Source organism: Nocardiopsis sp. M1B1 (assembly GCF_052466615.1).
Map to the genome: position 1 here is coordinate 5,551,129 of NZ_CP196194.1, position 20,867 is coordinate 5,571,995.

A 20,867-nucleotide genomic window follows, 5' to 3' on the forward strand; every position below is an offset into this window, starting at 1 on the left:
CACACCCGTGGCGGCCCGCGCGGGGGTCCGCGCGGAGCCCCCGTGACGCCCTAGAGTGGCGGTCATGTCCGAAACTCCCGCGCAGCTGTGGCGCGCCCTGGTCTCCGACGACCCGTCCCGACCGTTCGTGACCTCCTACGACGCCTCGGGCGGCCGGGTGGAGCTGTCGCGCGCCACCTTCGACAACTGGGTGTCCAAGACCGCGAACATGCTGGTGGACGGCCTGGGGGCCCAGCCGGACGACCGGGTGGTGCTCGCCCTGCCGGTGCACTGGCAGTCACTGGTGTGGCTGGTCTCGTGCTGGTCGGTGGGGGCCGTGGCGGAGTTCGCGCGGCCCGGCGCGGACCTGCCCGAGGGCGCCCAGGTCGCCGTGGCCGACGCCGACCGCCTGGAGGCCGCCCTGGACAGCGGCGCCGAGGAGGTGGTGGGCACGTCCCTGCACCCGCTGGGGCTGCCGCTGGCCGAGGTGCCGCCCATGGTGCTCGACTACTCGGTGGAGGTGCGCGGACACGGCGACCACTTCTCGCCCTACCCCGTGGACCCCGGGGCGCCCGCGCTGCGCGGTTCCGGCGTCCGGACCGGCGCGGAGCTGACCGCCGAGGCCCGCGACCGGGCGCGGCTGTGGGAGCTGGACGCCGAGGACCGGGTCGCGCTGTTCGCCGAACCCGACGCCCCGCTGACCCTGCTCGGGGAGGGTGCGGAGCTGCTGCTGGCCCCGGTGGCGGCGGGCGCGCCGCTCGTCCTGACGCCACTGGCCTCCGCGGGCCCGGACGAGGTGCTGCGCAGAACCGGCATGGAGAAGGTCACCGTGGCGTTCCGCGGGGCGGAGGGGGCCGGTGGCGCCGCGCTGCCGGACGGGGCGCCCTTCCGGACGGTGGGGCTCTCCTAGGGGACGCGTCCCGAGGGCCCCGCTCCCTTCCCTTCTCCGTGACGCCTCCATGTCGGCTGCGGGCCGACACGCCTGGTCAGCCCGCAGCCCGACCGCTGTCCGTCGGCAGCGGAGCGTCCGGGAACCCCGCGGACCGGGGGCCCGGCGCGGCCGTTCACCCCTCGCGGTAGTAGGCGTCGAGCACGGTGCGCTCGCGCGTGGCCTCGTCGTAGGTGTAGACCTCGCGGCCCTCGACGAACACGCGCAGGGCGCGGCTCATCACGTCCAGCGGGTCGCCCGACCACACGACCACGTCGGCGTCCAGGCCCGGCTTGAGGGAGCCGACCCGGTCGGAGATGCCCATGATCTCGGCGGGGTTGACCGTGAGGGCGCGGATCGCCGAGCGCGGGTCCATGCCCTCCTTGACGCACAGGGTGGCCTGGTGGACCAGGAACTCGATCGGGACGACCGGGTGGTCGGTGGTCAGGGCGACCTTGACGCCCGCCCGGTCGAGGATGCCGGGGTTGGCCAGGGTCTTGTTGTTGACCTCCACCTTGGAGCGGCTGGTCATGAGCGGGCCGGTGATGACGGGGATGCCGCGCTCGGCGATCTCGTCGGCCAGCAGGTGGCCCTCGGTGCAGTGGTTGATGATCAACCGGTAGCCGAACTCGTCGGACAGGCGCATCGCGGTGTGGATGTCGTCGGCGCGGTGCGTGTGCTGGCACCACGGGAGTTCGCCGTCCAGGACCCGGACCAGCACCTCCAGGGTGGTGTCCCGCTCGAACGGGGTGCCCTCCGAGGCCGCGTGCTCGCGCCTGGCCCGGTAGTCCTGGGCCCTGGTGAAGGCGTCGCGGATGACGGCGGCCACGCCCTGGCGGGTGGAGGGCAGCTTGTCCTTGTTGCCGTAGACCCGCTTGGGGTTCTCGCCCAGGGCGCTCTTGACGCTGGCCGGGTGCCGGATCAGGCGGTCCTCCATGCTGCGGCCCCAGCACTTGATCGCCACGGTCTGGCCGCCGATGGGGTTGCCCGAACCGGGCTTGACGACCGAGCTGGTGACGCCTCCGGACAGGGCGTCGGCGAAGCCGCGGTCGGCGGGGTTGATGGCGTCCAGCGCGCGCATGCGGGCGCCGTTGGGGTCGGTCATCTCGTTGGTGTCGTCACCGGCCCAGCCGACGCCCTCCTCGTCGATGCCGATGTGGCCGTGGGCCTCCACGAAGCCGGGGAGCACCCACTTGCCGGAGGCGTCGACGACGGTGGCCCCCTCGGGGACCGTGACGTCGGCACCGACGGCGGCGATCCGGCCGTCGGAGATGAGGACGGTGCCCCCGTCGATGGGGTCTCCGTCGACGGGGACGACGTATCCGGATGTGATCGCGATATCCATGGCGGGCAACCTAGCCCATCACGGGGCGTATCCCCAAGCCCCGCGGGGCTCGGGCGGGCGGCCCGCTACCCCGCCGGCCAGCGGGCGGTGAGCAGCGCCGACCCCGGCGTGAGTTCCTCGGTCGCGGCCTCGATGGCGTCGCGCACCGTGGTGCAGCGGCCCACCTGCTCGGGTTCGGCGGTCAGGTCCCCGCCCTGGGCCGCGAACGCGTAGACCATGCTGGGGCGGTCGGCGAACTCCATCAGGCGGAAGGCGCCGCCCAGGCCGGGGTGGTTCGGGGTCTGCTCGGGGATGACGCCCATGGCGACGATGCCCGCCTCGATCAGGTCGGCGAGGAAGTCGCGCTGTGCGTTGAGGACGGCGGCCCCGCCCTGCGGGCGCTGGAGGGCCGACTCGTTGAGGACCACCCGCAGCACGGGCCCCTCCGTGCCGGTCATCGAGGCCCGGTGGGCCATCTCCTCCTCCACCATCTCCTCGACCTCGTCCGGGGACAGGTCCGGGTGGCGCGGGCGCAGCACGGCGCGCGAGTACTCGCGGGTGCGCAGGAACGCCGGGACCGCCATGGGCTGGTACTCCCACAGGTGGGTGGCGTGGACGCCCAGCTCGCGCTGGTCGCCGAACTCGTTGGGGAAGGCCTCGGCCTGGAGGGTGATCGCCCAGGCGTCCACGAGCTGGTGTTCGGCGCCCAGGGCGGTGTCCACCCGTTCGACCAGCGAGCGGGCCGGCCTGCAGTGCGCGCTCTCCACCTCGCGGAGCTTGTCGTCGGTCACCCCCACCGTCGCGGCGAGTTCGGCGCGTGAGAGCCCCCTGTCGGAGCGCGCGCGCAGTACCCTCGCGGCGAAGGGGAGCCACATCGCGGACGGCAGTGCGGTGTTCAATCCACTTCCCTCCCTCCAGCGCCGGGCGGGGACTCGCCCCCGGCACACCGCCGGCACCCCGCCCCGTCCTCTTCCGACCTTCTCCCGTGCCGGGGTCGCCGGTCAAGCGACCGGACGGGTACGGCGATCCGTGACAAGTCATCGGGGCGTCGCGGCGGGGCGGCCGGAGCGGCCGCGGGGGCGGACCGTGGTCGCGCCATGACGGAAAGCCAACCCGCTGACGAGGGCACTTCCCCCGGCCGAGTAGCCTGTGTGCCGCCCAGCCGCGATCCTCATTCCCGGAAGTGAACCGATGAAGCTTCTGCCCCTCCCGGCGACAGCCCTCCTGGCCTGCACCGCCCTTCTCGCCGCCTCCGCCTGCGCCAACGGCGCCGCAGCCCCGGCCGACCAGGGCGGATCGGAGGGCGGTGGCACGCCGGAGGAGACTACCTCCGAGCAGACCGGCAGCCCCGCCGAGGTGGACGTCACCGGAGTCGAGGGCGCCACGCTGCACACCAGCGAGGGCGACATCGAACTGGAGCTCTTCCCCGAGGAGGCGCCCGTCACGGTGGCCAACTTCGTGGGCCTGGCCGAGGGCGAGGGCGTGCCCAACCCGGCGACGGGCGAGGCCGCGTTCTACGACGGCACCGTGTTCCACCGGGTGATCGACGACTTCATGATCCAGGGCGGCGACCCGCAGGGCACCGGCCAGGGCGGCCCGGGCTACACCTTCGAGGACGAGTTCGACTCCGGCCGCGAGTTCTCCGAGCCGGGCGTGCTGGCCATGGCCAACCGAGGCCCGGACACCAACGGCTCGCAGTTCTTCATCACCGTCGCGCCCACCCCGCACCTGAACGGCATGCACACGATCTTCGGGCACGTCGCGGACGAGGAGTCCATGGAGGTGGTGAACGGCATCGCCAACGCCGAGACCGACATGAACGACCGTCCCGCCCAGGACGTGACCATCGAGTCCGTCACCGTGCACCGCGCGGAGTAGCCGGCCCGTGTCCGGGGCCGCCGCGTCCTCCTAGCGGCGTCTGGCGCGGGCGGCCCTGGCCCGCTCCACGGCCGGTCCGATGGCCCGCCCCAGCGCCGCCACGTCCTCCCGGGTGGAGGCGCGGCCCAGCGACAGGCGCAGACTGCTGAGCGCGGTCCCGGCGTCGGCGCCCATCTCCAGCAGCACGTGGCTGGGCTGGGCCACCCCCGCCGAGCAGGCCGAGCCGGTCGAGCAGGAGATGCCCTTGGCGTCCAGGAGCATGAGCAGCGCGTCCCCCTCGCAGCCGGGGAAGGAGATGTGCGAGATCCCCGGCAGCCTGCGCGCGGGGTCGCCGTTGACGACCGCGTCGGGGACCGCGTCGCGGACCCGCTCCTCCAGCTCGTCGCGCAGGTCCGACAGGTGCTTGGCGTGCTCCTCGCGTTCGGCGACCGCAAGATGGACGGCCGTGGCCAGTCCGCGCAGCAGCGGCGGGGACAGGGTGCCCGAGCGGATGTCGCGCTCCTGGCCGCCGCCGTGCAGGACCGGCACCGGGGCAAGGCCGCGCGCGACCAGCAGCGCGCCCGCGCCCACCGGGCCGCCGAGCTTGTGGCCGCTGACCGTCAGCGCGCTCACCCCGCTCCCGGCGAAGTCGACCGGTTCCACGCCCACGGCCTGGACGGCGTCGGTGTGGAAGGGGATGCCGTACTCGGCGGCGACAGCGGCCAGCTCCCGGACCGGCTGCACCGTGCCCACCTCGTTGTTGGCCCACATGACCGACACGAGCGCGACCGCACCGGGGCCGGAGCCGCCCTCGATCGTCTCCCGCAGGACCCCGGGGTCCACCCGGCCCAGCGCGTCCACGGGCACCTTCTCGTGCACGGCCCCCTGGTGCTCGGCCATCCAGTGCGCGGGGTCGAGGGCGGCGTGGTGCTCGACGGCACTGGTGAGAATCCTGGGCCTGCGGGCGTCCGGCGTGTTGCGCGCCCAGTACAGGCCCTTGACGGCGATGTTGTCCGACTCGGTGCCGCCCCCGGTGAAGACCACCTCGTGCGGGGTCGAGCCGAGCGCCCCGGCAAGGCGCTCGCGCGCCTCCTCCACCGTGCGGCGCGCGGCGCGCCCGTGGCCGTGCAGGGACGACGGGTTCCCGAGGGCGCCGAGCTCGGCCGCGACCTCGGCGGCGACCTCGGGGCGCACGTCGGTCGTGGCAGCGTGATCCAGATACACCATGGCCTGACAAGGATACGTCCGTCCCGGGTCGTCCTGCCTCTCCGGGCCCGTGGCCGCACGCGCCGCCGGGCCGACCGCCGGACCGGCCGCCGCCCCCTCCGACGCGTCGTCCACAGGCGGGAAGGCGTTCCCCTGCGGCCGCGCCGCTCCCGATAACCTTGTGTCATGCCTGAGTCCGCGTCCTCGCAGCCCGTCCAGTCCGGCCAGAACCCCGGCACCGCACCGTCCCCGAGCCCGGCCGGGGCCGCCGACGGGCACTGGCCCGCGCCCACGGCCGAGCGGCCGGTGCGCGCCCGGCTGTCACTGCCGGGGTCCAAGTCCATGACCAACCGCGCGCTGGTCCTGGCCGCCCTGTCGGAGACGCCGTGCCTGGTGCGCCGCCCGCTGGTCAGCCGGGACAGCGAGCTGATGGCGGGCTCCCTGCGCGCCCTGGGTGTGGGGATCACCACCGAGGGGGAGGACATGGCGGTCACCCCCGCCCCGCTGCGCGGTCCGGCCTCCGTCGACGTCGGCAACGCGGGCACGGTGATGCGGTTCGTGCCGCCGGTGGCTGCCCTGGCCTCGGGCACGGTGGAGTTCGACGGCGACCCGCGCGCCCGCGAGCGGCCCGTGGGCGAGCTGCTGGCCGCCCTGCGCGCCCTGGGCGCCGACATCGACGACGGCGGCCGCGGCGCGCTGCCGATGGCCGTGCACGGCACCGGCGCCGTGCGCGGCGGCGAGGTGACCCTCGACGCGTCCGGCTCCTCCCAGTTCGTGTCGGCGCTGCTCCTGAGCGGCGCCCGCTTCACCGAGGGCGTGCACGTGCGCCACTCCGGTCCCCCCGTGCCCTCCCAGCCGCACCTGGACATGACCGTGGAGATGCTGCGCGCGGCCGGGGTCACCGTGTCCACCGCCGACAACTCCTGGAGGGTCGAGCCCGGACCGGTCAAGGTCTCCGACATCACCGTGGAGCCCGACCTGTCCAACGCCGCGCCCTTCCTGGCCGCCGCCCTGGTCACCGGGGGCGAGGTGACGATCGAGGGGTGGCCGGAGCACACCACCCAGCCCGGCGACGAGCTGCGTTCGCTGTTCACCCGGATGGGCGGCGAGGTCTCCCGCTCGCCCGAGGGGCTGCTCACCCTGCGCGGCACCGGCCGGATACTGGGCATCGACGCCGACCTGCGCGACGTGGGCGAGCTCACGCCCACCGTGGCCGCCGTGGCCGCGCTCGCCACGACCCCCTCCCGGCTGACCGGCATCGCGCACCTGCGCCGCCACGAGACCGACCGCATCGCCGCGCTGGCCGCCGAGATCAACCGGCTGGGCGGCGACGCCGAGGAGCTGCCCGACGGGCTGCTCATCAACCCGCGCCCGATGCGCGCCGGGGTGTTCCACTCCTACGACGACCACCGGATGGCCACCTCGGGAGCGGTGATCGGGCTCGCGGTGCCCGGGGTGGAGGTGGAGAACATCGCCACCACGCGCAAGACCCTGCCCGACTTCCCGGGCCTGTGGGCGGAGGCCCTGGCATGAGCCGCACGCGGGGCGGGGGACGCCACCTGGACGAGGACGACATCCGCGTGCGCGCCCGGGGCGGTTCGCGCCCCCGCACCCGCAACCGGCCCAAGCACGAGAACGCCGTGGAGGGCCTGGTCACCGCCGTGGACCGGGGCCGGTACCGCTGCCTGGTCAACGGCGTTCCCGTCGTGGCGATGAAGGCACGCGAGCTGGGCCGCGGCTCGATCGTGGTCGGCGACCGCGTCGACGTGGTCGGCGACCTTTCCGGCAGACCGGACACCCTGGCCCGCGTCGTGCGGGTCAGGGAGCGGGCTTCCGTGCTCAGACGCACGGCCGACGACACCGACCCGGTCGAGCGGGTGATCGTGGCCAACGCCGACCAGCTGGCGATCGTCTGCGCCCTGGCCGACCCCGCGCCGCAGCCGCGCTTCGTGGACCGCTGCCTGGTCGCCGCCTACGACGCCGGGCTCTCCCCCCTGCTGTGCCTGACCAAGGCCGACCTGGCCTCCCCGGACGAGCTGGTGCGGGTGTACGCGCCCCTGGGCGTGCCCTACGAGGTGCTCGACCCCGAAAGCGGCCTGGACGGCCTGCGCGCCCGTCTGGCCGACCGCACCACCGTGCTCGTGGGTTCCTCCGGGGTGGGCAAGTCCACCCTGGTCAACCGGCTCGTCCCCGGCACCGACCGGGCCGTGGGCCACGTCAACGCCGTCACCGGACGAGGCCGCCACACCTCCACGTCCGCCGCCGCGCTGCCCTTCGAGGGCGGCTGGCTGATCGACACCCCGGGCGTGCGCAGCTTCGGCCTGGCCCACATCGACCCCGAGGACATCGTCGAGGGCTTCGCGGACCTGGCCGAGGCCGCCGAGGACTGCCCCGCCGGGTGCTCACACCAGCCCGACGCCCCCGACTGCGCGATCCAGGCCGCGCTGGAGCGGGGAGAACTCGACCCGGACCGCGTGGCCTCCCTGCGCCGCCTGCTCACCAGCCGCGAGGGGGACACCGGGGAGGTCGCGAACACCGACGAGAACGAGTCCTGACCGGCACCACCCCCTGTTTTCCCGGAGGAACCCCCCATGGACGACGACAGACGTGTGAGCGCGGTGACCGTCGCGGGAGCCACCAGCGCCCTCCTCGTGACAGCGGCGGTGCTCCTGGACATATGGATGGGGAACGGCGGGCCGGACCTGACGGTCCTCGCCTACGCGCTCCTCGGGCTCGCCGTCGTCGCGCTCGCCTGGCAGACGGTCCTCCTCGTACGGCCCCTCCGGCGTCGGGGCGCCCCGGGAAAGCACTCCGTCGAACGGGGCGAGTAGTCCGGGGCGTCAGCGCCGGTGTGCGTCCACCGGCCCGGCGGCATCGATGACGTGCGCGCGGCCCCAGGCGCCGAGCGGGGCCAGGGCCTCGTTCAGGGACTCCCCCACCGCGGTGAGCGAGTACTCGACCCGGGGCGGCACCTCGCCGAAGTCCTCCCGGTGCACGATCCCGTCCTCCTCCAGCTCGCGCAGGTGCGAGGCCAGGACCTTCTCGGTGACGCCGTCGAGCATCCGGCGCAGCTCGCCGAAGCGGCGCGGCTCCTCGTCCAGCGCCCACAGGATCAGCACCTTCCACCTGCCGCCGATGACGTCCATCGCCGCGTCGATGCCGCAGTGGTACGCGCCGGGCCTCCGTACGCCGACCATCGCCCCGTCCTCCCACCAGCACACTTACCCCGGAGTGCGCACGCACTTCGAAGTGCGTACTTGTCGGGGCCCTGACGGGCGACGAGCCTAGTCCACATGAACGCACACGACACCGAGAAGCCCCGCGTCGCCCTGCTCGGGCTCGGGGACATGGGCACCGCCCTCGCCCGTGCCTGGCTCGCCGCCGGGTACCCGCTGACCGTCTGGAACCGGACCCCGTCCCGGGCCGAGCCGCTGGCCCGGGAGGGCGCCGACGTCGCCGCGACGGCGGCCGGGGCGGTGGCCTCCGCCCGCCTGGTGGTGGCCTGCCTGCTCGACGACGACTCCGTGGGCGCGGCGCTGGCCGACGCCGACCTGGCGGACCGGGACCTGTTCAACCTCACCACCGGGACGCCGGACCAGGCGCGTGCCCGCGCGGGGTGGGCGCGCGGGCGCGGCGCCCGCTTCGTCAGCGGCGGCGTCATGGCCGTTCCGCCGATGATCGGCGCCCCCGGCTCGGGCGGGTACGTGTTCTACAGCGGTTCCGAGGAGGCCTTCGCCGAGCACGAGGCGGCCCTGTCCGCCGTGGCCGAGACCGTGTTCGTCGGCGGGGACGCCGGGCTGGCCGACCTGCACGACGTGGCCCTGCTCAGCGCGATGAGCGGCATGTTCGCCGGGGTCGCGCACGCCTTCGCCCTGGTCCGAGGCGAGGACGTACCGCTGAAGGGGTTCGCGTCCCTGCTGGCGGACTGGCTGGGCGCGATGACCATCGGCGTCCACACCGCCGCGGAGCAGTTGGAGAGCGGCGACTACACCAGGGGCGTCGTGTCCAACCTCGCCATGCAGGTGAGGGGGAACCGGACCCTGCTGCGCACCGCCGAGGAGCAGGGGGTGAGCGCCGAACTCCTCGCGCCGTACGCGGAGCTGATGGAGCGCCGCCTCGCCGGGGGCCACGCGGACGAGGACGGCACGGGGGTGGTGGACCTGCTCGCCGCGCCCCGCCGCTGAACGCGGTCGGGCCGCGCCCACCGGGCAGCCGCACCGGCTTCCACCGACTGCGGCCGCCCGGGTCAGACCTCCACGGTCCCGCCGCAGCGCCAGTACCGGGTGCGGTCGCGCTCCATGAACCCCTCGTCGACCAGGCCGCGGCGCAGCACCGCCACGTTCGCGCTGAACCCGCTCAGGACGGCGTTGACCTCGGCCTCGCTGTAGCGCACCCCCGGTTCGAAGGCCCGGGCGACCTGGTCGAGCAGGACCAGCCGGGCGGTGCGGCGGACCGGGATCGCGGTGATCCGCCCGTCGGCCATGCAGGCGCGCAGCACCTCACGGCGCTCGCTCTCCGTCAGCGGACCCTCCACCACGGCGCCATCCCCTCAGCGGCCGACCGTCAGCATCCCGTGCACGACCGTCTCGACCCTGCGCGCGGCCTCGTCGGGGTCGATGGGCTGCAACGAGTAGGACACCGTCAGGCGCAGGGCGACGTCGGCCGCGACCTCGGCGGCGGAGTCGGCCAACTCCGGGTAGCGCTCCCCCAGCAGGGCGGTGATGCGCTCGCCCAGGACGTCCAGCAGCGGTTCGGCGCGCGTGGTGAGCACCGGCAGGAGCCCGTGGTCCCCGGTCACCACCGCGCGCAGCAGCGGGTTGTCGCGGGCGGACAGCAGCACCAGGCGCGTGGCCCGGCTCACCGCGTGCGGCGGGTCCTCGCCCTCCTCGTCCAAGAGGCGCACCACCCGGTCCAGCAGCGCGTTCACCTCGCGCACCACGACGGCCTGGAGCAGGCCCTCCTTGCTGCCGAACACGTTGTACAGGGTCTGGCGCGACACCCGGGCGACCGCCGCGATGTCGGCCATGCGCCGGTCGGACCAGCCGCCCGAGACGACCTCGGCGTAGGCGGCGTCCAGCAACCGCTCCCGCGCCGAGGTGCCCTCGGCGCGCCCCTGTCGGTTCGCGGTGTCCATACTCCCCATCCTCGCATCCGCCGCCGCGGACGACACCCCTGACGCTCCCCTCCACCGGGCCGCCGTTCCCGCGGACCAGGGCTGCCGGGAACTAACACTCTGGTCACGCGCGAGCGCCCCTTTGGCCATGTTCGTGCCCGTGAGGGTAGCGTTACCGGTCATGGTGTCCTTTGACGATGATCTGCGGCTGGCCCACGTGCTCGCCGACGCTGCCGACGACATCGCGCTCAAGCGCTTCCGGGCGCTTGACCTCGTCGTCGACACCAAACCCGACTTCACCCACGTCACCGAGGCCGACCGGATGGTGGAGGAGACGCTGCGCGGCGTGCTCTCCCGCGCCCGGCCCCGCGACGCCGTGGTGGGCGAGGAGTACGGCAAGACGGGCAACAGCAACCGGGTGTGGGTCATCGACCCCATCGACGGCACCGCGAACTACGTCCGCGGCGTCCCGGTGTGGGCGACCCTGATCGCCCTGCTGGAGGGGGACCGCCCCGTGGTGGGCGTGGTCTCGGCACCGGCGCTGTACCGCCGCTGGTGGGCCTCCAAGGGCGGCGGCGCCTGGCAGGGCCGCAGCCTGTCCAAGGCCTCGCGCTGCCACGTGTCCAAGGTGTCGGAGCTGTCGGAGGCCTCGCTGAGCTTCTCCTCGCTGACCGGCTGGGAGAAGCAGGACCGCCTCGACTCCTTCCTCGGCCTGACCCGCTCGGTCTGGCGCACCCGCGCCTACGGCGACTTCTGGTCGCACGTGATGGTCGCCGAGGGCGTCGTGGACATCTCCGCCGAGCCCGAGCTGTCGCTGTGGGACGCCGCGCCGCTGCCCGTCATCCTGGAGGAGGCGGGCGGACGGGCCACCAACCTGCGCGGCGAGGGCTTCGAGGACGGCGGCCCCCTGGTGTGCACCAACGGGGAGCTCCACGACCAGGTGCTGACCTGGCTCAACGGCGGCCCCACCCCGCTGCGCCGCGCCTGACCCCCCACCCCGCCCACGACAACGGGTACACACGCCACCACCGTACGTAGTAACGTGCGGTGGTGTGCTGACCACGACACCCCTGCGGGCCGTCCTGTGCGCGGCCGCGGTCCTGCTGGCCACCGCCTGCGGCGGCGGCCACGGGCACAGTCCCGAACAGCTGCGCGAGATGATCGCCGACACCGTGCGCTCCTCCGTGCGGGGCGAGGGCCCCGGCCTGGGCGTCCCCGACACCGCGTTCGACCCCGCCAGGTACCTGTGCGTGCCAGCCGTGGACGACCGGACCGCCCGCCTCTGGCGCACCGAGGCGCCGCGCACGGCCGCGGACGGCCCCGTCGGACTGGGTGTCCTGGCGCCGGAGGGCGCGGACACCGACTCGGTGACCGTCTCCGTCATCGGGCCCCGCGGCGGCACCGCCGCCACCGAGGCGCCGGTCTCCCCCGGCGAGTGGACCCGCGTGCGCTACCCCGACGACTTCGAGGGCGCCGGGGACCACCCCTCCGCCGGGGCGCACACGGTGGTCTGGACGGACACCGGCTCCGGGACGCCGCTCACCTGCGACGGCTTCGAGGCGGTCTGAGGCTCCGGCCGCGCGGCGACCCCGCCCGCCCCTCTCCCCTGTGCCCAGCCCGAAACGGCAGTCCGGAATTCGCGCTGTCGGGCTGAACCGAAACCGTCCCCTTCCACGATGAGTCAGGTGAAACCCCGCCACCCCCGCGGGTATCCCGCCGCCGCCGTCGCGGCGTCCGGATCTCACAGACATCACGGGAAGGGGCCGAATGCTGCGTTCCCTCACAGCCGGGATCGTGCTGGCCTTCGCCGGTTCACGGGCCAACGTGGCCCGGACCATCCTGTCCTGCGCGGGCATCGTCGTCGGTGTCGGCGCGCTGATCCTCGTGGTCAGCGCCAGCGACTTCGGACAGCGCTTCGCCACCGCCTACAGCGAGGCCAACGCGGGCCGCCCGGCGACCATGGAGGTCACCGTGCAGGGCCGGGTCACCGACCGCGCCGCCTTCGAACAGGACCTGGTCCGGGCGGGCGGCCAGGACATCTCGATCTACCACAGGCCCTCCCAGGTCCCCTCGATCCGCTCCGGCGGCTCTCCCCTGCCCGACGTGGAGTTCCTCGGCGTGGACCCCAGCCTGGGCGACATCCGGCGGATGAACCTGGCCGAGGGCCGCTGGTTCACCGAGGCCGACACCGAGTCGCTGGCCCCGGTCATGGTCGTCAACGAGGAACTCGCCGGCGCGCTGGGCGACCTCACCCGCGTCCAGGTCGGCACCGACCGGTGGACGGACGTGCGCGTCATCGGCGTCCTGGAGGGCTCCGCGCTGGACATGGGCTGGTACAGCGCCTACCTGCTGCGCGCCCCCGCCTCCGAGGAGCTGCTCTTCGGGACCTCCACCGGCGCACAGGAGCAGGAGGAGTCGGCCGACCCGTTCCTCATGGGCGACATGACCACCTACCAGGTGCGGATCGACCCGGACGACCCCGCGGCGCGGGACCCGTGGGGCGAGGTCTTCTCCGAGCGCCTGGCGTCGGTGTCCTGGCGCTGGGGCGTGGAGGAGCGGGACGCCGTCATGGCCTACCGCACGGACTACGCCGAGGAGGTCGGCGAAGTCATCACCTACATGTCCTGGGGCCTGACCGGCATCGCCGCCGTCACCCTCACCACCGGCCTGCTGGGCGTGCTCAACGTGGGACTGGTCACGGTGCGCGAGCGGCGCCGCGAGCTGGCCACCTACCGCGCCCTGGGCGCGAGCCGGTTCACCCTGTTCGTGGCGGTGGTCATGGAGTCGGTCGTGGTGTCCCTGGTGGCCGGGCTCATCGCGCTGGCCGCCTGCTGGGCCCTGCTGGCCGCCGTCGGCGCGGTGCTGGGCGGCTTCGTGCCGCTGCCCGCCGACGTCCCCCTCGTCATCCCCGCGTCCGGAGTACTCGTCGGCCTGGGCAGCGCCGCCCTCGTCGGGATGCTGGCCGGGATCATCCCCGCGATGCGGGCGCTGCGCGCGTCCGTGGTCGCCGGACTCCGGGAATAGGAGACATCACGTGAAGAAGTGGATCATCATCGGCGCGGTCCTGGTCCTCGTGGGAGGACTGACCGGGGCCGGCTACCTCCTGGTGTCCCGCCTGGGCGGCCCTGGCGCCGGAGAGGACGCCGGTATGCAGGAGGCCGCCCTGGACGTGGGCGGGGCCCCGGTCGAGGTGGTGCTGGGCGAGGTCAGCTCCGTGCTGGTGCTGGACGCCGTCGTCCGGGCCGAGCCCGGCGAGCCGGTCGAGGCCCGCAACGGGGGCACGGTCTCCCACCTGTGGGTGGGCGAGGGCGCCGAGGTCGGCCAGGGCGCCCCGGTGGTCAACGTGAAGGTGCCCGCCCGGGGCGAGCCCGTCGTCGGGGAGGACGGCCGGGTCCCCGACGCCCTCACGACCGAGGAGGTCACCCTGTACGCGCCCGCCGCCGGAACGGTGTCGGGGCTGGAGGACGTCATGGTCGGCGACGTGCTGGAGCCCGGCGCGGTGGTGGCCACGGTCGCCCCCGAGGAGTTCCGCGCCGTCGCGTCGATCCCGCCCAACGACCTCTACCGGTTCTACGAGGACCCCCGGGACATCCTGCTCCAGATCGACCAGGGGCCGCCCGCCGCCGCGTGCGAGTTCCTGTCCCTGGGCACGGCCGAGGGCGGCGCCCCCGTCCCGGAGGAAGGGGGCGGCGAGGGCGCCGAGGACGTCGGCGGCGGTGGCGGCGGGGCCGAACTGGCCTGCCGCGTGCCCGCCGACCTGGAGGTCTTCGAGGGCGTCCAGGGACAGCTGTCGGTCAGCACCGGCACGGCCACGAACGCGCTCGTCGTCCCCGTGACCGCGGTGCGCGGCACCGCCGGGTCGGGCGAGGTCGTGGTGGTGGGCGAGGACGGCACCGAGGAGACCCGCGAGGTGGTGCTGGGCGTCTCCGACGGGTCGTCCGTGGAGGTCACCGAGGGGCTGAGCATCGGTGAGACGGTCCTGGACCCGATCCCGCTCGACCCCCGGTTCGACGTGCCCGGCGCGCACGACCCCGAGGACGGGTTCGCCGAGGAGGGTGAGGGCTAGATGTCCGTCGACGCACCGGCCCCCGAGGCCGCGCCGCGCCACGCCCGCCCGGCGCCCCTGCTGGACGTGGCGGGGATGACCCGGCACTTCACGGTGTCGGGGGCCCGGATCGACGTGCTGCGCGACTGCACGTTCCGGGTGGGGCGGGGCGAGGTGGTGGCGATCGTCGGCCAGTCCGGCTCGGGCAAGTCCACCCTGCTCAACGTGCTGGGCCTGCTCGACCGGCCCAGCGGCGGCACGTACACGTTCGACGGCGTGGACACCACCCGCCTGGGCGAGGGCCCGAGGTCGCGTCTGCGCGGCGAGGGGATCGGCTTCGTGTTCCAGCAGTTCCACCTGCTGGAGCGGCGGACCGCCCTGGCCAACGTCGGCGTGCCGATGGTGCTCGGCGGCGTGCCGCTGCTGCGCCGTCGGGCTCGGGCCCGAGAACTGCTGGAGGCCGTGGGGCTGGGGCACCGGCTGCACTCGCAGCCGCACCAGCTCTCCGGCGGTGAGCAGCAGCGTGTGGCACTGGCGCGGGCGCTGAGCCGGGAACCCGCCCTGATCCTCGCCGACGAGCCCACGGGCGCCCTGGACGCCGCCAGCAGCACCATGATCATGGACCAGCTGCTGGAGCAGGCCCGGCTCCGCGACGCGGCGGTGGTCGTGGTGACCCACGACCCCAAGGTGGCCGAGCGGGCCGACCGGGTGGTCGAACTCGTGGAGGGCCGCACCCGCTGAGCGCGCGCCGCCCGGGAGACCGGGCGGCGCACCGGCTCTCGGGCACACGAAAAACGCCGGGCGCTAAATGCGCCCGGCGTTTTGCTGGTAGCGGGGACAGGATTTGAACCTGCGACCTCTGGGTTATGAGCCCAGCGAGCTACCGAACTGCTCCACCCCGCGTCGTGATCTCTATTTTAGGGGGTTTGGCCCCGGGTGGCAAATCGGTTTTCTTTGCGTTTCCGCGTGGAAAACCGGTGGAGACCCCACCCTGCGGTAGTCGGTTTCCCGACCGCCTTCGGCAATCCTACCAGCGCTTGCGCCCTGGTCCGACCACCCGGACTTCCCCGGGGAAGCCCGTCCTCCGTTCCCCTCCGCGAAAGGAAGGAGCCGGAAAACCGACGGACCCGGGATTTCTCCCGGGTCCGGGTCTGGTAGCGGGGACAGGATTTGAACCTGCGACCTCTGGGTTATGAGCCCAGCGAGCTACCGAACTGCTCCACCCCGCGTCGTTGTGTCTACACAGTAGCGCGCCCTGAACCAAAACCCAAATCGGCGGACCGGGACGCGTCAGCGGGCCCCGGACCCCCTTCGCGGGAGCCGCTTCCCCTGTCCCCGGGGACACGCGCACGGGGAGCGCGGAGGCCCCCGGACACGGCCTCCCGGGAACGCCGAGGGGGCGGGGGTCCGAGGACCCCCGCCCCCTCACGGAGCGGTCACCGCCGGAAGGCGGGGCTCAGTTCTCGTCCAGCTGCTGCTGGATGTCCTCCAGCGCCTCACGCAGGCGGTCGTTGGCCTCCTCGTTGGACTGCTGGGCCTCCTCCCAGGCCTCGACGGCCTCGTTGAGGGACTCGGTGAGGTCCTGGTTGCCCCCGCCGCCGTCTCCGCCGCCGCCACCGGCCTCGGACTCCTCCTCGGGAGTCTGCTCGGCGCCCTCCTCGGGTGCCGTGCCCTCTCCGTCGAAGAGGTTGCTGAGCGCGTCCGGCAGGCTGTTGCCGATGGCCACCTCGTCACCGAAGCCGACCATGACCTGCTGGAGCAGCGGGAAGGAGGCGGCTCCGCCGCCGCCCGCCTGCACGTACAGCGGCTCGACGTAGAGCAGGCCCCCGGCGAACGGCAGCGTGAGCAGGTTGCCCCGCGTCACCTCCGCGTTGGACTGCTCCAACGGCAGCAGCACCTCGCGGACGTCGGCGTCGGCGTCGAAGGCGTTCTGCACCTGCCCCGGACCGAGGATCACCGTGCTCCGCGGCAGCTCCAACAGCTTGAGCTGGCCGTAGTCCTCCGAGCGCGGATCGCTGTCCACCGCCATGAAGGCCGCCAGGTTCTCACGGCCGCGCGGCACGAACGTGCTGGTCAGCGAGAAGGTGGACTCCTCGTCCGGGTACTGGATGGTCTGCCTGTAGGGCGGTTCGGGAGCATCGGTCTCGCTGGTCGGGTCGCTGGGGACCGACCAGAAGTCCTGACCGCCGTAGTAGGCGGCGGCGTCCGTCACGTGGTACTCGCGCATGATCTGGCGCTGCACCTTGAACAGGTCGTCCGGGTAGCGCAGGTGGTCGATGAGCTCCTCGCTCATCTGGTCCCTGCTGACCACGGTCCCGGGGAAAGCGTCCATCCAGGTCTGGAGGACCGGGTCCGCCTCGTCCCACGCGTACAGGGTGACCGTGCCGTCGTAGGCGTCGACGGTGGCCTTCACCGAGTTGCGGATGTAGTTGACCTCGTTGCCCGGCAGCGCGCCCACCTGCTGGGCCGAGCCGTCGGTGAAGGTGTCGGTCACCGCCTGGGTGAAGTCGATCCGGTTGGCGTACGGGTAGCCGTCGGACGTGGTGTAGGCGTCCACGACCCACACGACCCGGCCGTCGACGACCGCCGGGTAGGGGCGGCTGTCCGTGGTCAGGTACGGGGCCACCTTCTCCACGCGCTCCACCGGGTCGCGCTCGTAGATGATGCGCGAGTCGTTGGTGATGGCGCTGTTGAGCAGGATGTTGGGTTCCTGGTACTTGATCGCGTACAGGATCCGGTCGAAGAAGCTGGCCAGCTGGACGCCGCCGTCACCGTCGTAGCGGTTGTAGGCCTGCGAGTCGCTGCCCTCCTCACCGCCCCCGGTGCCCTCGCCGCCCTCGCCGCCGCCCTGGCCCCCGCCCTCGGCGGGCGCCTCCTCGGCGGTCTGCTCCGCGGCCTCCTGGTCCGCGTCGGCCGGGGCGCGGGCCTCGTCCGGGCTCGGGGAGACCTCGGCCTCGACGGCGTCCTCCGGGGTCGGGACGTCGCCCGTCTCCTCCTCTGCGTCGAGGGGGTAGTCGTACTCCTCCTCGGCCTGCACGATCGCGTACTCGGCGCCCTCGCGGCCGTAGTAGATGCGCGGCTCGTACTCGCCGACGACGTCGCTGAGCTCACCGCGCGGAGGGATGTTGTACTCGGTGAAGACCGGGCGTCCCTCGGCGTCGATCTGGGTTCCCGCGGCGGCGACCATGCCGTAGCCGTGGGTGTAGATCAGGTGCCGGTTGAGCCAGTTGTCCTGGTCGGCGGGCGGCCCGTCCAGCTCGCGGACGGCCACGATCGTGTCGATCAGGTTGCCCTCGGAGTCCGGGTAGCGGTCGACCTCCAGGACCTCGGGGAACTGGTAGAAGCCGCGGACCTGCTGCATCTGCTGGAAGGTCTGCGAGACGACGGAGGGGTCGACCAGGCGCACGGTGGTGTCCTGGGACTCCTCCACCAGGTCCTGGGCGCTGAGCTCGGTGGTGGCGTCGTAGGCCTCCACCTCGGCGTCGTCGATGCCGTAGGCCTGGCGCGTGTACTCGATGTTGCGCTCGATGTAGGGGCTCTCCAGGCGCTGCTCGTTGGGCGCGACCTGGAAGCGCTGGACGATCTCGGGGTAGGCCACGCCGACCAGCACCGCGGACAGCACCAGCAGTCCGAGGCTGGCCATGGGCACCATGATGTTCTTGAAGTAGATGTTGGCGAAGAACAGCACGGCGCAGATGACCGAGATGACCGTGAGGATGAGCAGCGCGGTCTTGACCGCGTTCACGTCGGTGTACGAGGCGCCGAAGGTGTAGCCGCGCTCGGAGAAGACCAGGCCGTAGCGGTCCAGCCAGTAGGAACCGCCGCGCAGCAGCACGAACAGACCCAGCAGCACCGACAGGTGCACGCGGGCCGAGGGGGTGGCGCGCTGGCCGGAGTCGTTCTGGAGGCGGACCCCGCCGTACAGGTAGTGCACGATCACCGCGGCGATGAACGCCAGGATGACCGCCGCGTACAGGTAGCCGAGCAGGATGCGCAGGAACGGGTAGGTGAACGCGAAGAAGGCCACGTCCATGCCGAACTCGGGGTCGTTCACCCCGAAGTCGGTGCTGTTCACGAACTGGAGGTAGGACCGCCAGTCACCGCTGGCCGCGGCTCCGGCCAGCAGCGCGAGGGCGCCCACGGCGATCCAGAAGAACAGCTTGCGGTGCGGGTCGATGGACTGCCGGTAGCGGTCCAGGCCCTGCTGCTCCAGGCTCATCGGTCGGATGCCGGGCCGGGAGCGGTAGGCGAAGAAGACGCTGGCGCCGACGATGACGGCCATCACCAGTCCGGCGACGGCGAACAGCAGCACGCGGGTCCACAGTTCGGTCAGGAAGACCGAGGTGTAGCCGACGGACTCGAACCACTTGAAGTCGGTCCAGAAGTTCGCGGCGAGCATCAGCCCCGCGATGATGACGACCACGGTCGCCGCGACTGGCGCGAGCAACCTTGATCGGCGAGGCATACGCGCAGGTGGTGCGCCGGGCGATCGGAAGCTCACGCCTCCCCCTCGTTCTGGCTTGGTAGGTGCGTATGGGTGCGCGTGTGGCGCTCTGTTACTGAAAACTTAATCGGTGGCCCCCGGGTTCCCGAAACGGCCCTCGTCCGGGTGACAAGGCTGCATCGTTGCTGTATCGGAGTCGCATCCGGAAGGCCACGTGGCGACCCTACTGTCCGAAAACAGGGGCGTCGCGCTTCCCGCATCGGTCACTATGGAAACGTGTCGAACATTCGCGAAGCCGTCATGGACCTCGAACGCCACGCAGCCGAGCAGGGCTGGGACCGGCCGCTGGGCCTGTACGCCCTGGTGCCGACCGCGGAGCTGCTGCGGGCGGAGCCCGCGCTGGCCGGTCTGCTGGGCATCGACTCCCCCGCCGACCCCGACGAGCTGACCCCCGTCGAGCAGGAACAGCTGCCCGCCGACGTCCCGCTGGAGGAGGCGCTGGGCCGCATCCTGTGGCCGGAGGGCGTGGCCGGGTGCGCGCTGGTGATGGAGCGCCTGGTGGTCAAGGGCACGGACGAGACCCTGGCCCCGGACGAGCAGCCGGGCTCCTCCGGCCGCGAGACCGAGGAGATCCGCATGGTCGCCGGCGTGCTGCGCGACGGCTCGCGGCACTGCGCGATGCGCATGCGCAGCCACGACAGCGAGTCCGAGGTGCTCAACGGGGCGGACCTCATCCCGGCGCTGACCTCCGCACTGGCGCTGACCCTGGACCTGGACGAGGAGTCCGGACAGGACTGATCCGGGCCCGCGGACCCCGGGCGCGCGCCCGCGCGAGGCGGGGTGCGCGCCCGGGGCTCCCTCCGTCGCGGGTGTCCGGGCACGGACCGGAGCCCGGTACGGGCGCCGCGCCCCTACTCGCAGCGCGGCAGCTCGCCCTCGCCGGTGCGGATGGTCTCCAGCGCCCCGACCGCGTCGTCGAGGGTCTCCACCCGGACCACCTCCAGTTCGCCGTAGGCGGCCGACTGGGAGACCTGGGAGCAGCTCTCGGCGGCCACGAGGAAGTACTCGGCGCCGTCGCGCTGGGCGCTGACCATCTTCTGCGGGATGCCGCTGATCCCGCCCACCCGGCCGTCGGCGGTGATGGTGCCCGAACCGGCCACGTCCGCGCCGCCGGTGAGGCCCTCCTCGCTGAGCCGGTCCATGATCCCGAGCGCGAACATCATGCCCGCGCTGGGCCCGCCGATGTCGCCGATCGTGATCTCCACGTCCACGGGGAAGTCGGTCTCGTCGGCGATGAGCACGCCGATCGCCGCGCCGCCGGAGTCGCCCTCCTCGCTGGCGACCTCCACCTCCACGGTCTCGCCGTCGCGCTCCAGGGTGAGACCGACCGGGTCGCCGGGCTCGCGGTCGCCGACCATCTCCACGACCGCGCCGCTGCCGGCGGGGACGTCGGGGTCGCCGCCCCGGGTGGGCACCGGCTCGCCGTCCACGGCCACGACGGCGTCGCCCGCCTCCACCACGCCGTGCGCGGGCATGCCCTCGACGGTGCCGCTGACCACGGGGACCGCCTCGTACTCCATGCCGAGCTGTGTGAGCGCGGCGGCGGTGGCGTCGGTCTGCGAGTCGTTCATCTGCACCGTCTGGCGCTCGGTGACCTCCTCGGGCGTGCGCCCGGCGGGGAAGAGCAGCTCCTCGGGCAGGACCGCCTGGGTGGGCGAGAGCCAGGCGGTGACGACGGTGAGGAAGTCGAGCCGGTGCTGGGGTCCGCCCGCGTACTGCACGGTCACCATGGACAGGGCGCCGTCGTGCTCGTAGCTCTCGGCGCCCTCGATCTCGATGACCGGCCCCCGGTCGGTCTGCCCGACCGTGTTCACGGTCAGGCCCGGCGCGGCGACCAGGTAGGGCACGGGCAGGTAGAGGCTGCCGATCCCGAGCCCCACGAGGAGGACGAGCGCGACAACGAGGGTCATG

Annotated in this window: 20 protein-coding genes and 2 tRNA genes; 12 read left to right on the forward strand and 10 right to left on the reverse strand. The window is 73.2% G+C overall.

The genetic code is table 11. The features are described from left to right. The first annotated feature begins 64 nt into the window (after nt 1-64). Nucleotides 65-889 carry a TIGR03089 family protein gene (locus ACSTA4_RS23980; protein WP_444961116.1) on the forward strand — a complete coding sequence of 275 codons (825 nt, stop codon included), beginning with the start codon at nt 65-67 and terminating at the stop codon, nt 887-889. A 154-nt stretch (nt 890-1,043) separates the two neighbouring features. Here ACSTA4_RS23980 and ACSTA4_RS23985 read toward each other — a convergent pair whose 3' ends face one another. Together ACSTA4_RS23985 and ACSTA4_RS23990 are read right to left on the reverse strand one after the other, a co-directional pair. Continuing rightward, the gene (locus ACSTA4_RS23985) at nt 1,044-2,252 is read right to left on the reverse strand and encodes an amidohydrolase (protein ID WP_444961117.1); all 1,209 of its coding nucleotides are present in this window, start codon (nt 2,250-2,252) and stop codon (nt 1,044-1,046) included. Between the two features lie 65 nt (nt 2,253-2,317). After that, complete coding sequence (locus ACSTA4_RS23990; RefSeq protein ID WP_274974598.1) at nt 2,318-3,130, reverse strand: helix-turn-helix domain-containing protein; 813 nt, start codon at nt 3,128-3,130, stop codon at nt 2,318-2,320. A gap of 292 nt (nt 3,131-3,422) precedes the next feature. Between ACSTA4_RS23990 and ACSTA4_RS23995 the strand changes: the two genes are divergently transcribed. Next, nucleotides 3,423-4,109 carry a peptidylprolyl isomerase gene (locus ACSTA4_RS23995; RefSeq protein WP_444961118.1) on the forward strand — a complete coding sequence of 229 codons (687 nt, stop codon included), beginning with the start codon at nt 3,423-3,425 and terminating at the stop codon, nt 4,107-4,109. Between the two features lie 30 nt (nt 4,110-4,139). Here the strand turns inward: ACSTA4_RS23995 and ACSTA4_RS24000 are convergent, their stop codons facing one another. Beyond that, nucleotides 4,140-5,315 (reverse strand): cysteine desulfurase family protein, encoded by a 1,176-nt coding sequence (locus ACSTA4_RS24000; RefSeq protein ID WP_444961119.1) that lies wholly within the window; start codon nt 5,313-5,315, stop codon nt 4,140-4,142. A gap of 165 nt (nt 5,316-5,480) precedes the next feature. On the opposite strand from ACSTA4_RS24000, the gene aroA reads away from it, so the two are divergent. From aroA to ACSTA4_RS24015, 3 genes are read left to right on the forward strand one after another with little or no spacing between them, the layout of a single operon-like run. After that, nucleotides 5,481-6,827 (forward strand): 3-phosphoshikimate 1-carboxyvinyltransferase, encoded by a 1,347-nt coding sequence (gene aroA / locus ACSTA4_RS24005; RefSeq protein ID WP_444961120.1) that lies wholly within the window; start codon nt 5,481-5,483, stop codon nt 6,825-6,827. After that, nucleotides 6,824-7,849, forward strand: a complete 1,026-nt coding sequence (gene rsgA / locus ACSTA4_RS24010; protein WP_212642946.1) for a ribosome small subunit-dependent GTPase A — start codon at nt 6,824-6,826, stop codon at nt 7,847-7,849. The genes aroA and rsgA overlap by 4 nt, the downstream gene beginning before the upstream one ends. A gap of 36 nt (nt 7,850-7,885) precedes the next feature. Then, nucleotides 7,886-8,125, forward strand: coding sequence for a hypothetical protein (locus tag ACSTA4_RS24015; protein WP_444961121.1), 240 nt, complete (start codon nt 7,886-7,888; stop codon nt 8,123-8,125). 9 nt (nt 8,126-8,134) lie between these two features. On the opposite strand, the gene ACSTA4_RS24020 is transcribed toward ACSTA4_RS24015, so the two are convergent. Beyond that, on the reverse strand, nt 8,135-8,491 hold the full coding sequence (locus tag ACSTA4_RS24020) for a winged helix-turn-helix transcriptional regulator (protein WP_212642944.1): 357 nt from the start codon (nt 8,489-8,491) through the stop codon (nt 8,135-8,137). A gap of 96 nt (nt 8,492-8,587) precedes the next feature. Between ACSTA4_RS24020 and ACSTA4_RS24025 the strand changes: the two genes are divergently transcribed. Then, nucleotides 8,588-9,478: an NAD(P)-dependent oxidoreductase gene (locus tag ACSTA4_RS24025; RefSeq protein ID WP_444961122.1), complete on the forward strand. Its 891-nt coding sequence runs from the start codon at nt 8,588-8,590 to the stop codon at nt 9,476-9,478. A gap of 62 nt (nt 9,479-9,540) precedes the next feature. Here ACSTA4_RS24025 and ACSTA4_RS24030 read toward each other — a convergent pair whose 3' ends face one another. Beyond that, nucleotides 9,541-9,831, reverse strand: coding sequence for a DUF2087 domain-containing protein (locus ACSTA4_RS24030; RefSeq protein WP_019608133.1), 291 nt, complete (start codon nt 9,829-9,831; stop codon nt 9,541-9,543). A gap of 12 nt (nt 9,832-9,843) precedes the next feature. Then, nucleotides 9,844-10,428 (reverse strand): TetR/AcrR family transcriptional regulator, encoded by a 585-nt coding sequence (locus ACSTA4_RS24035; RefSeq protein ID WP_047867405.1) that lies wholly within the window; start codon nt 10,426-10,428, stop codon nt 9,844-9,846. A gap of 160 nt (nt 10,429-10,588) precedes the next feature. Here ACSTA4_RS24035 and hisN point away from each other — a divergent pair, with 160 nt between their 5' ends. The 5 genes from hisN to ACSTA4_RS24060 all read left to right on the forward strand — a co-directional run bounded on the left by hisN (nt 10,589) and on the right by ACSTA4_RS24060 (nt 15,193). Continuing rightward, a complete protein-coding gene (gene hisN / locus ACSTA4_RS24040; protein ID WP_444961123.1) occupies nt 10,589-11,395 on the forward strand; it encodes a histidinol-phosphatase in 807 nt (268 codons plus the stop codon). 64 nt (nt 11,396-11,459) lie between these two features. Then, nucleotides 11,460-11,975: a hypothetical protein gene (locus tag ACSTA4_RS24045; RefSeq protein WP_444961124.1), complete on the forward strand. Its 516-nt coding sequence runs from the start codon at nt 11,460-11,462 to the stop codon at nt 11,973-11,975. Between the two features lie 199 nt (nt 11,976-12,174). Next, nucleotides 12,175-13,431 carry an ABC transporter permease gene (locus ACSTA4_RS24050; protein ID WP_444961125.1) on the forward strand — a complete coding sequence of 419 codons (1,257 nt, stop codon included), beginning with the start codon at nt 12,175-12,177 and terminating at the stop codon, nt 13,429-13,431. A gap of 10 nt (nt 13,432-13,441) precedes the next feature. Next, nucleotides 13,442-14,473, forward strand: a complete 1,032-nt coding sequence (locus ACSTA4_RS24055; RefSeq protein WP_444961126.1) for an HlyD family efflux transporter periplasmic adaptor subunit — start codon at nt 13,442-13,444, stop codon at nt 14,471-14,473. Continuing rightward, nucleotides 14,474-15,193: an ABC transporter ATP-binding protein gene (locus ACSTA4_RS24060; protein WP_019608139.1), complete on the forward strand. Its 720-nt coding sequence runs from the start codon at nt 14,474-14,476 to the stop codon at nt 15,191-15,193. Nucleotides 15,194-15,278: 85 nt separating this feature from the next. On the opposite strand, the gene ACSTA4_RS24065 is transcribed toward ACSTA4_RS24060, so the two are convergent. The 3 genes from ACSTA4_RS24065 to ACSTA4_RS24075 all read right to left on the reverse strand — a co-directional run bounded on the left by ACSTA4_RS24065 (nt 15,279) and on the right by ACSTA4_RS24075 (nt 18,875). Continuing rightward, nucleotides 15,279-15,355 (reverse strand) — tRNA-Met (locus ACSTA4_RS24065). A 249-nt stretch (nt 15,356-15,604) separates the two neighbouring features. Next, nucleotides 15,605-15,681: transfer RNA gene (locus ACSTA4_RS24070), tRNA-Met, on the reverse strand. A gap of 227 nt (nt 15,682-15,908) precedes the next feature. Further along, the gene (locus ACSTA4_RS24075; RefSeq protein WP_444964257.1) at nt 15,909-18,875 is read right to left on the reverse strand and encodes a UPF0182 family membrane protein; all 2,967 of its coding nucleotides are present in this window, start codon (nt 18,873-18,875) and stop codon (nt 15,909-15,911) included. 297 nt (nt 18,876-19,172) lie between these two features. On the opposite strand from ACSTA4_RS24075, the gene ACSTA4_RS24080 reads away from it, so the two are divergent. After that, the gene (locus ACSTA4_RS24080; protein WP_013154801.1) at nt 19,173-19,694 is read left to right on the forward strand and encodes a PPA1309 family protein; all 522 of its coding nucleotides are present in this window, start codon (nt 19,173-19,175) and stop codon (nt 19,692-19,694) included. A gap of 113 nt (nt 19,695-19,807) precedes the next feature. Here the strand turns inward: ACSTA4_RS24080 and ACSTA4_RS24085 are convergent, their stop codons facing one another. Beyond that, on the reverse strand, nt 19,808-20,866 hold the full coding sequence (locus ACSTA4_RS24085; protein ID WP_416024085.1) for a PDZ domain-containing protein: 1,059 nt from the start codon (nt 20,864-20,866) through the stop codon (nt 19,808-19,810). Between the last annotated feature and the right edge of the window lies 1 nt (nt 20,867).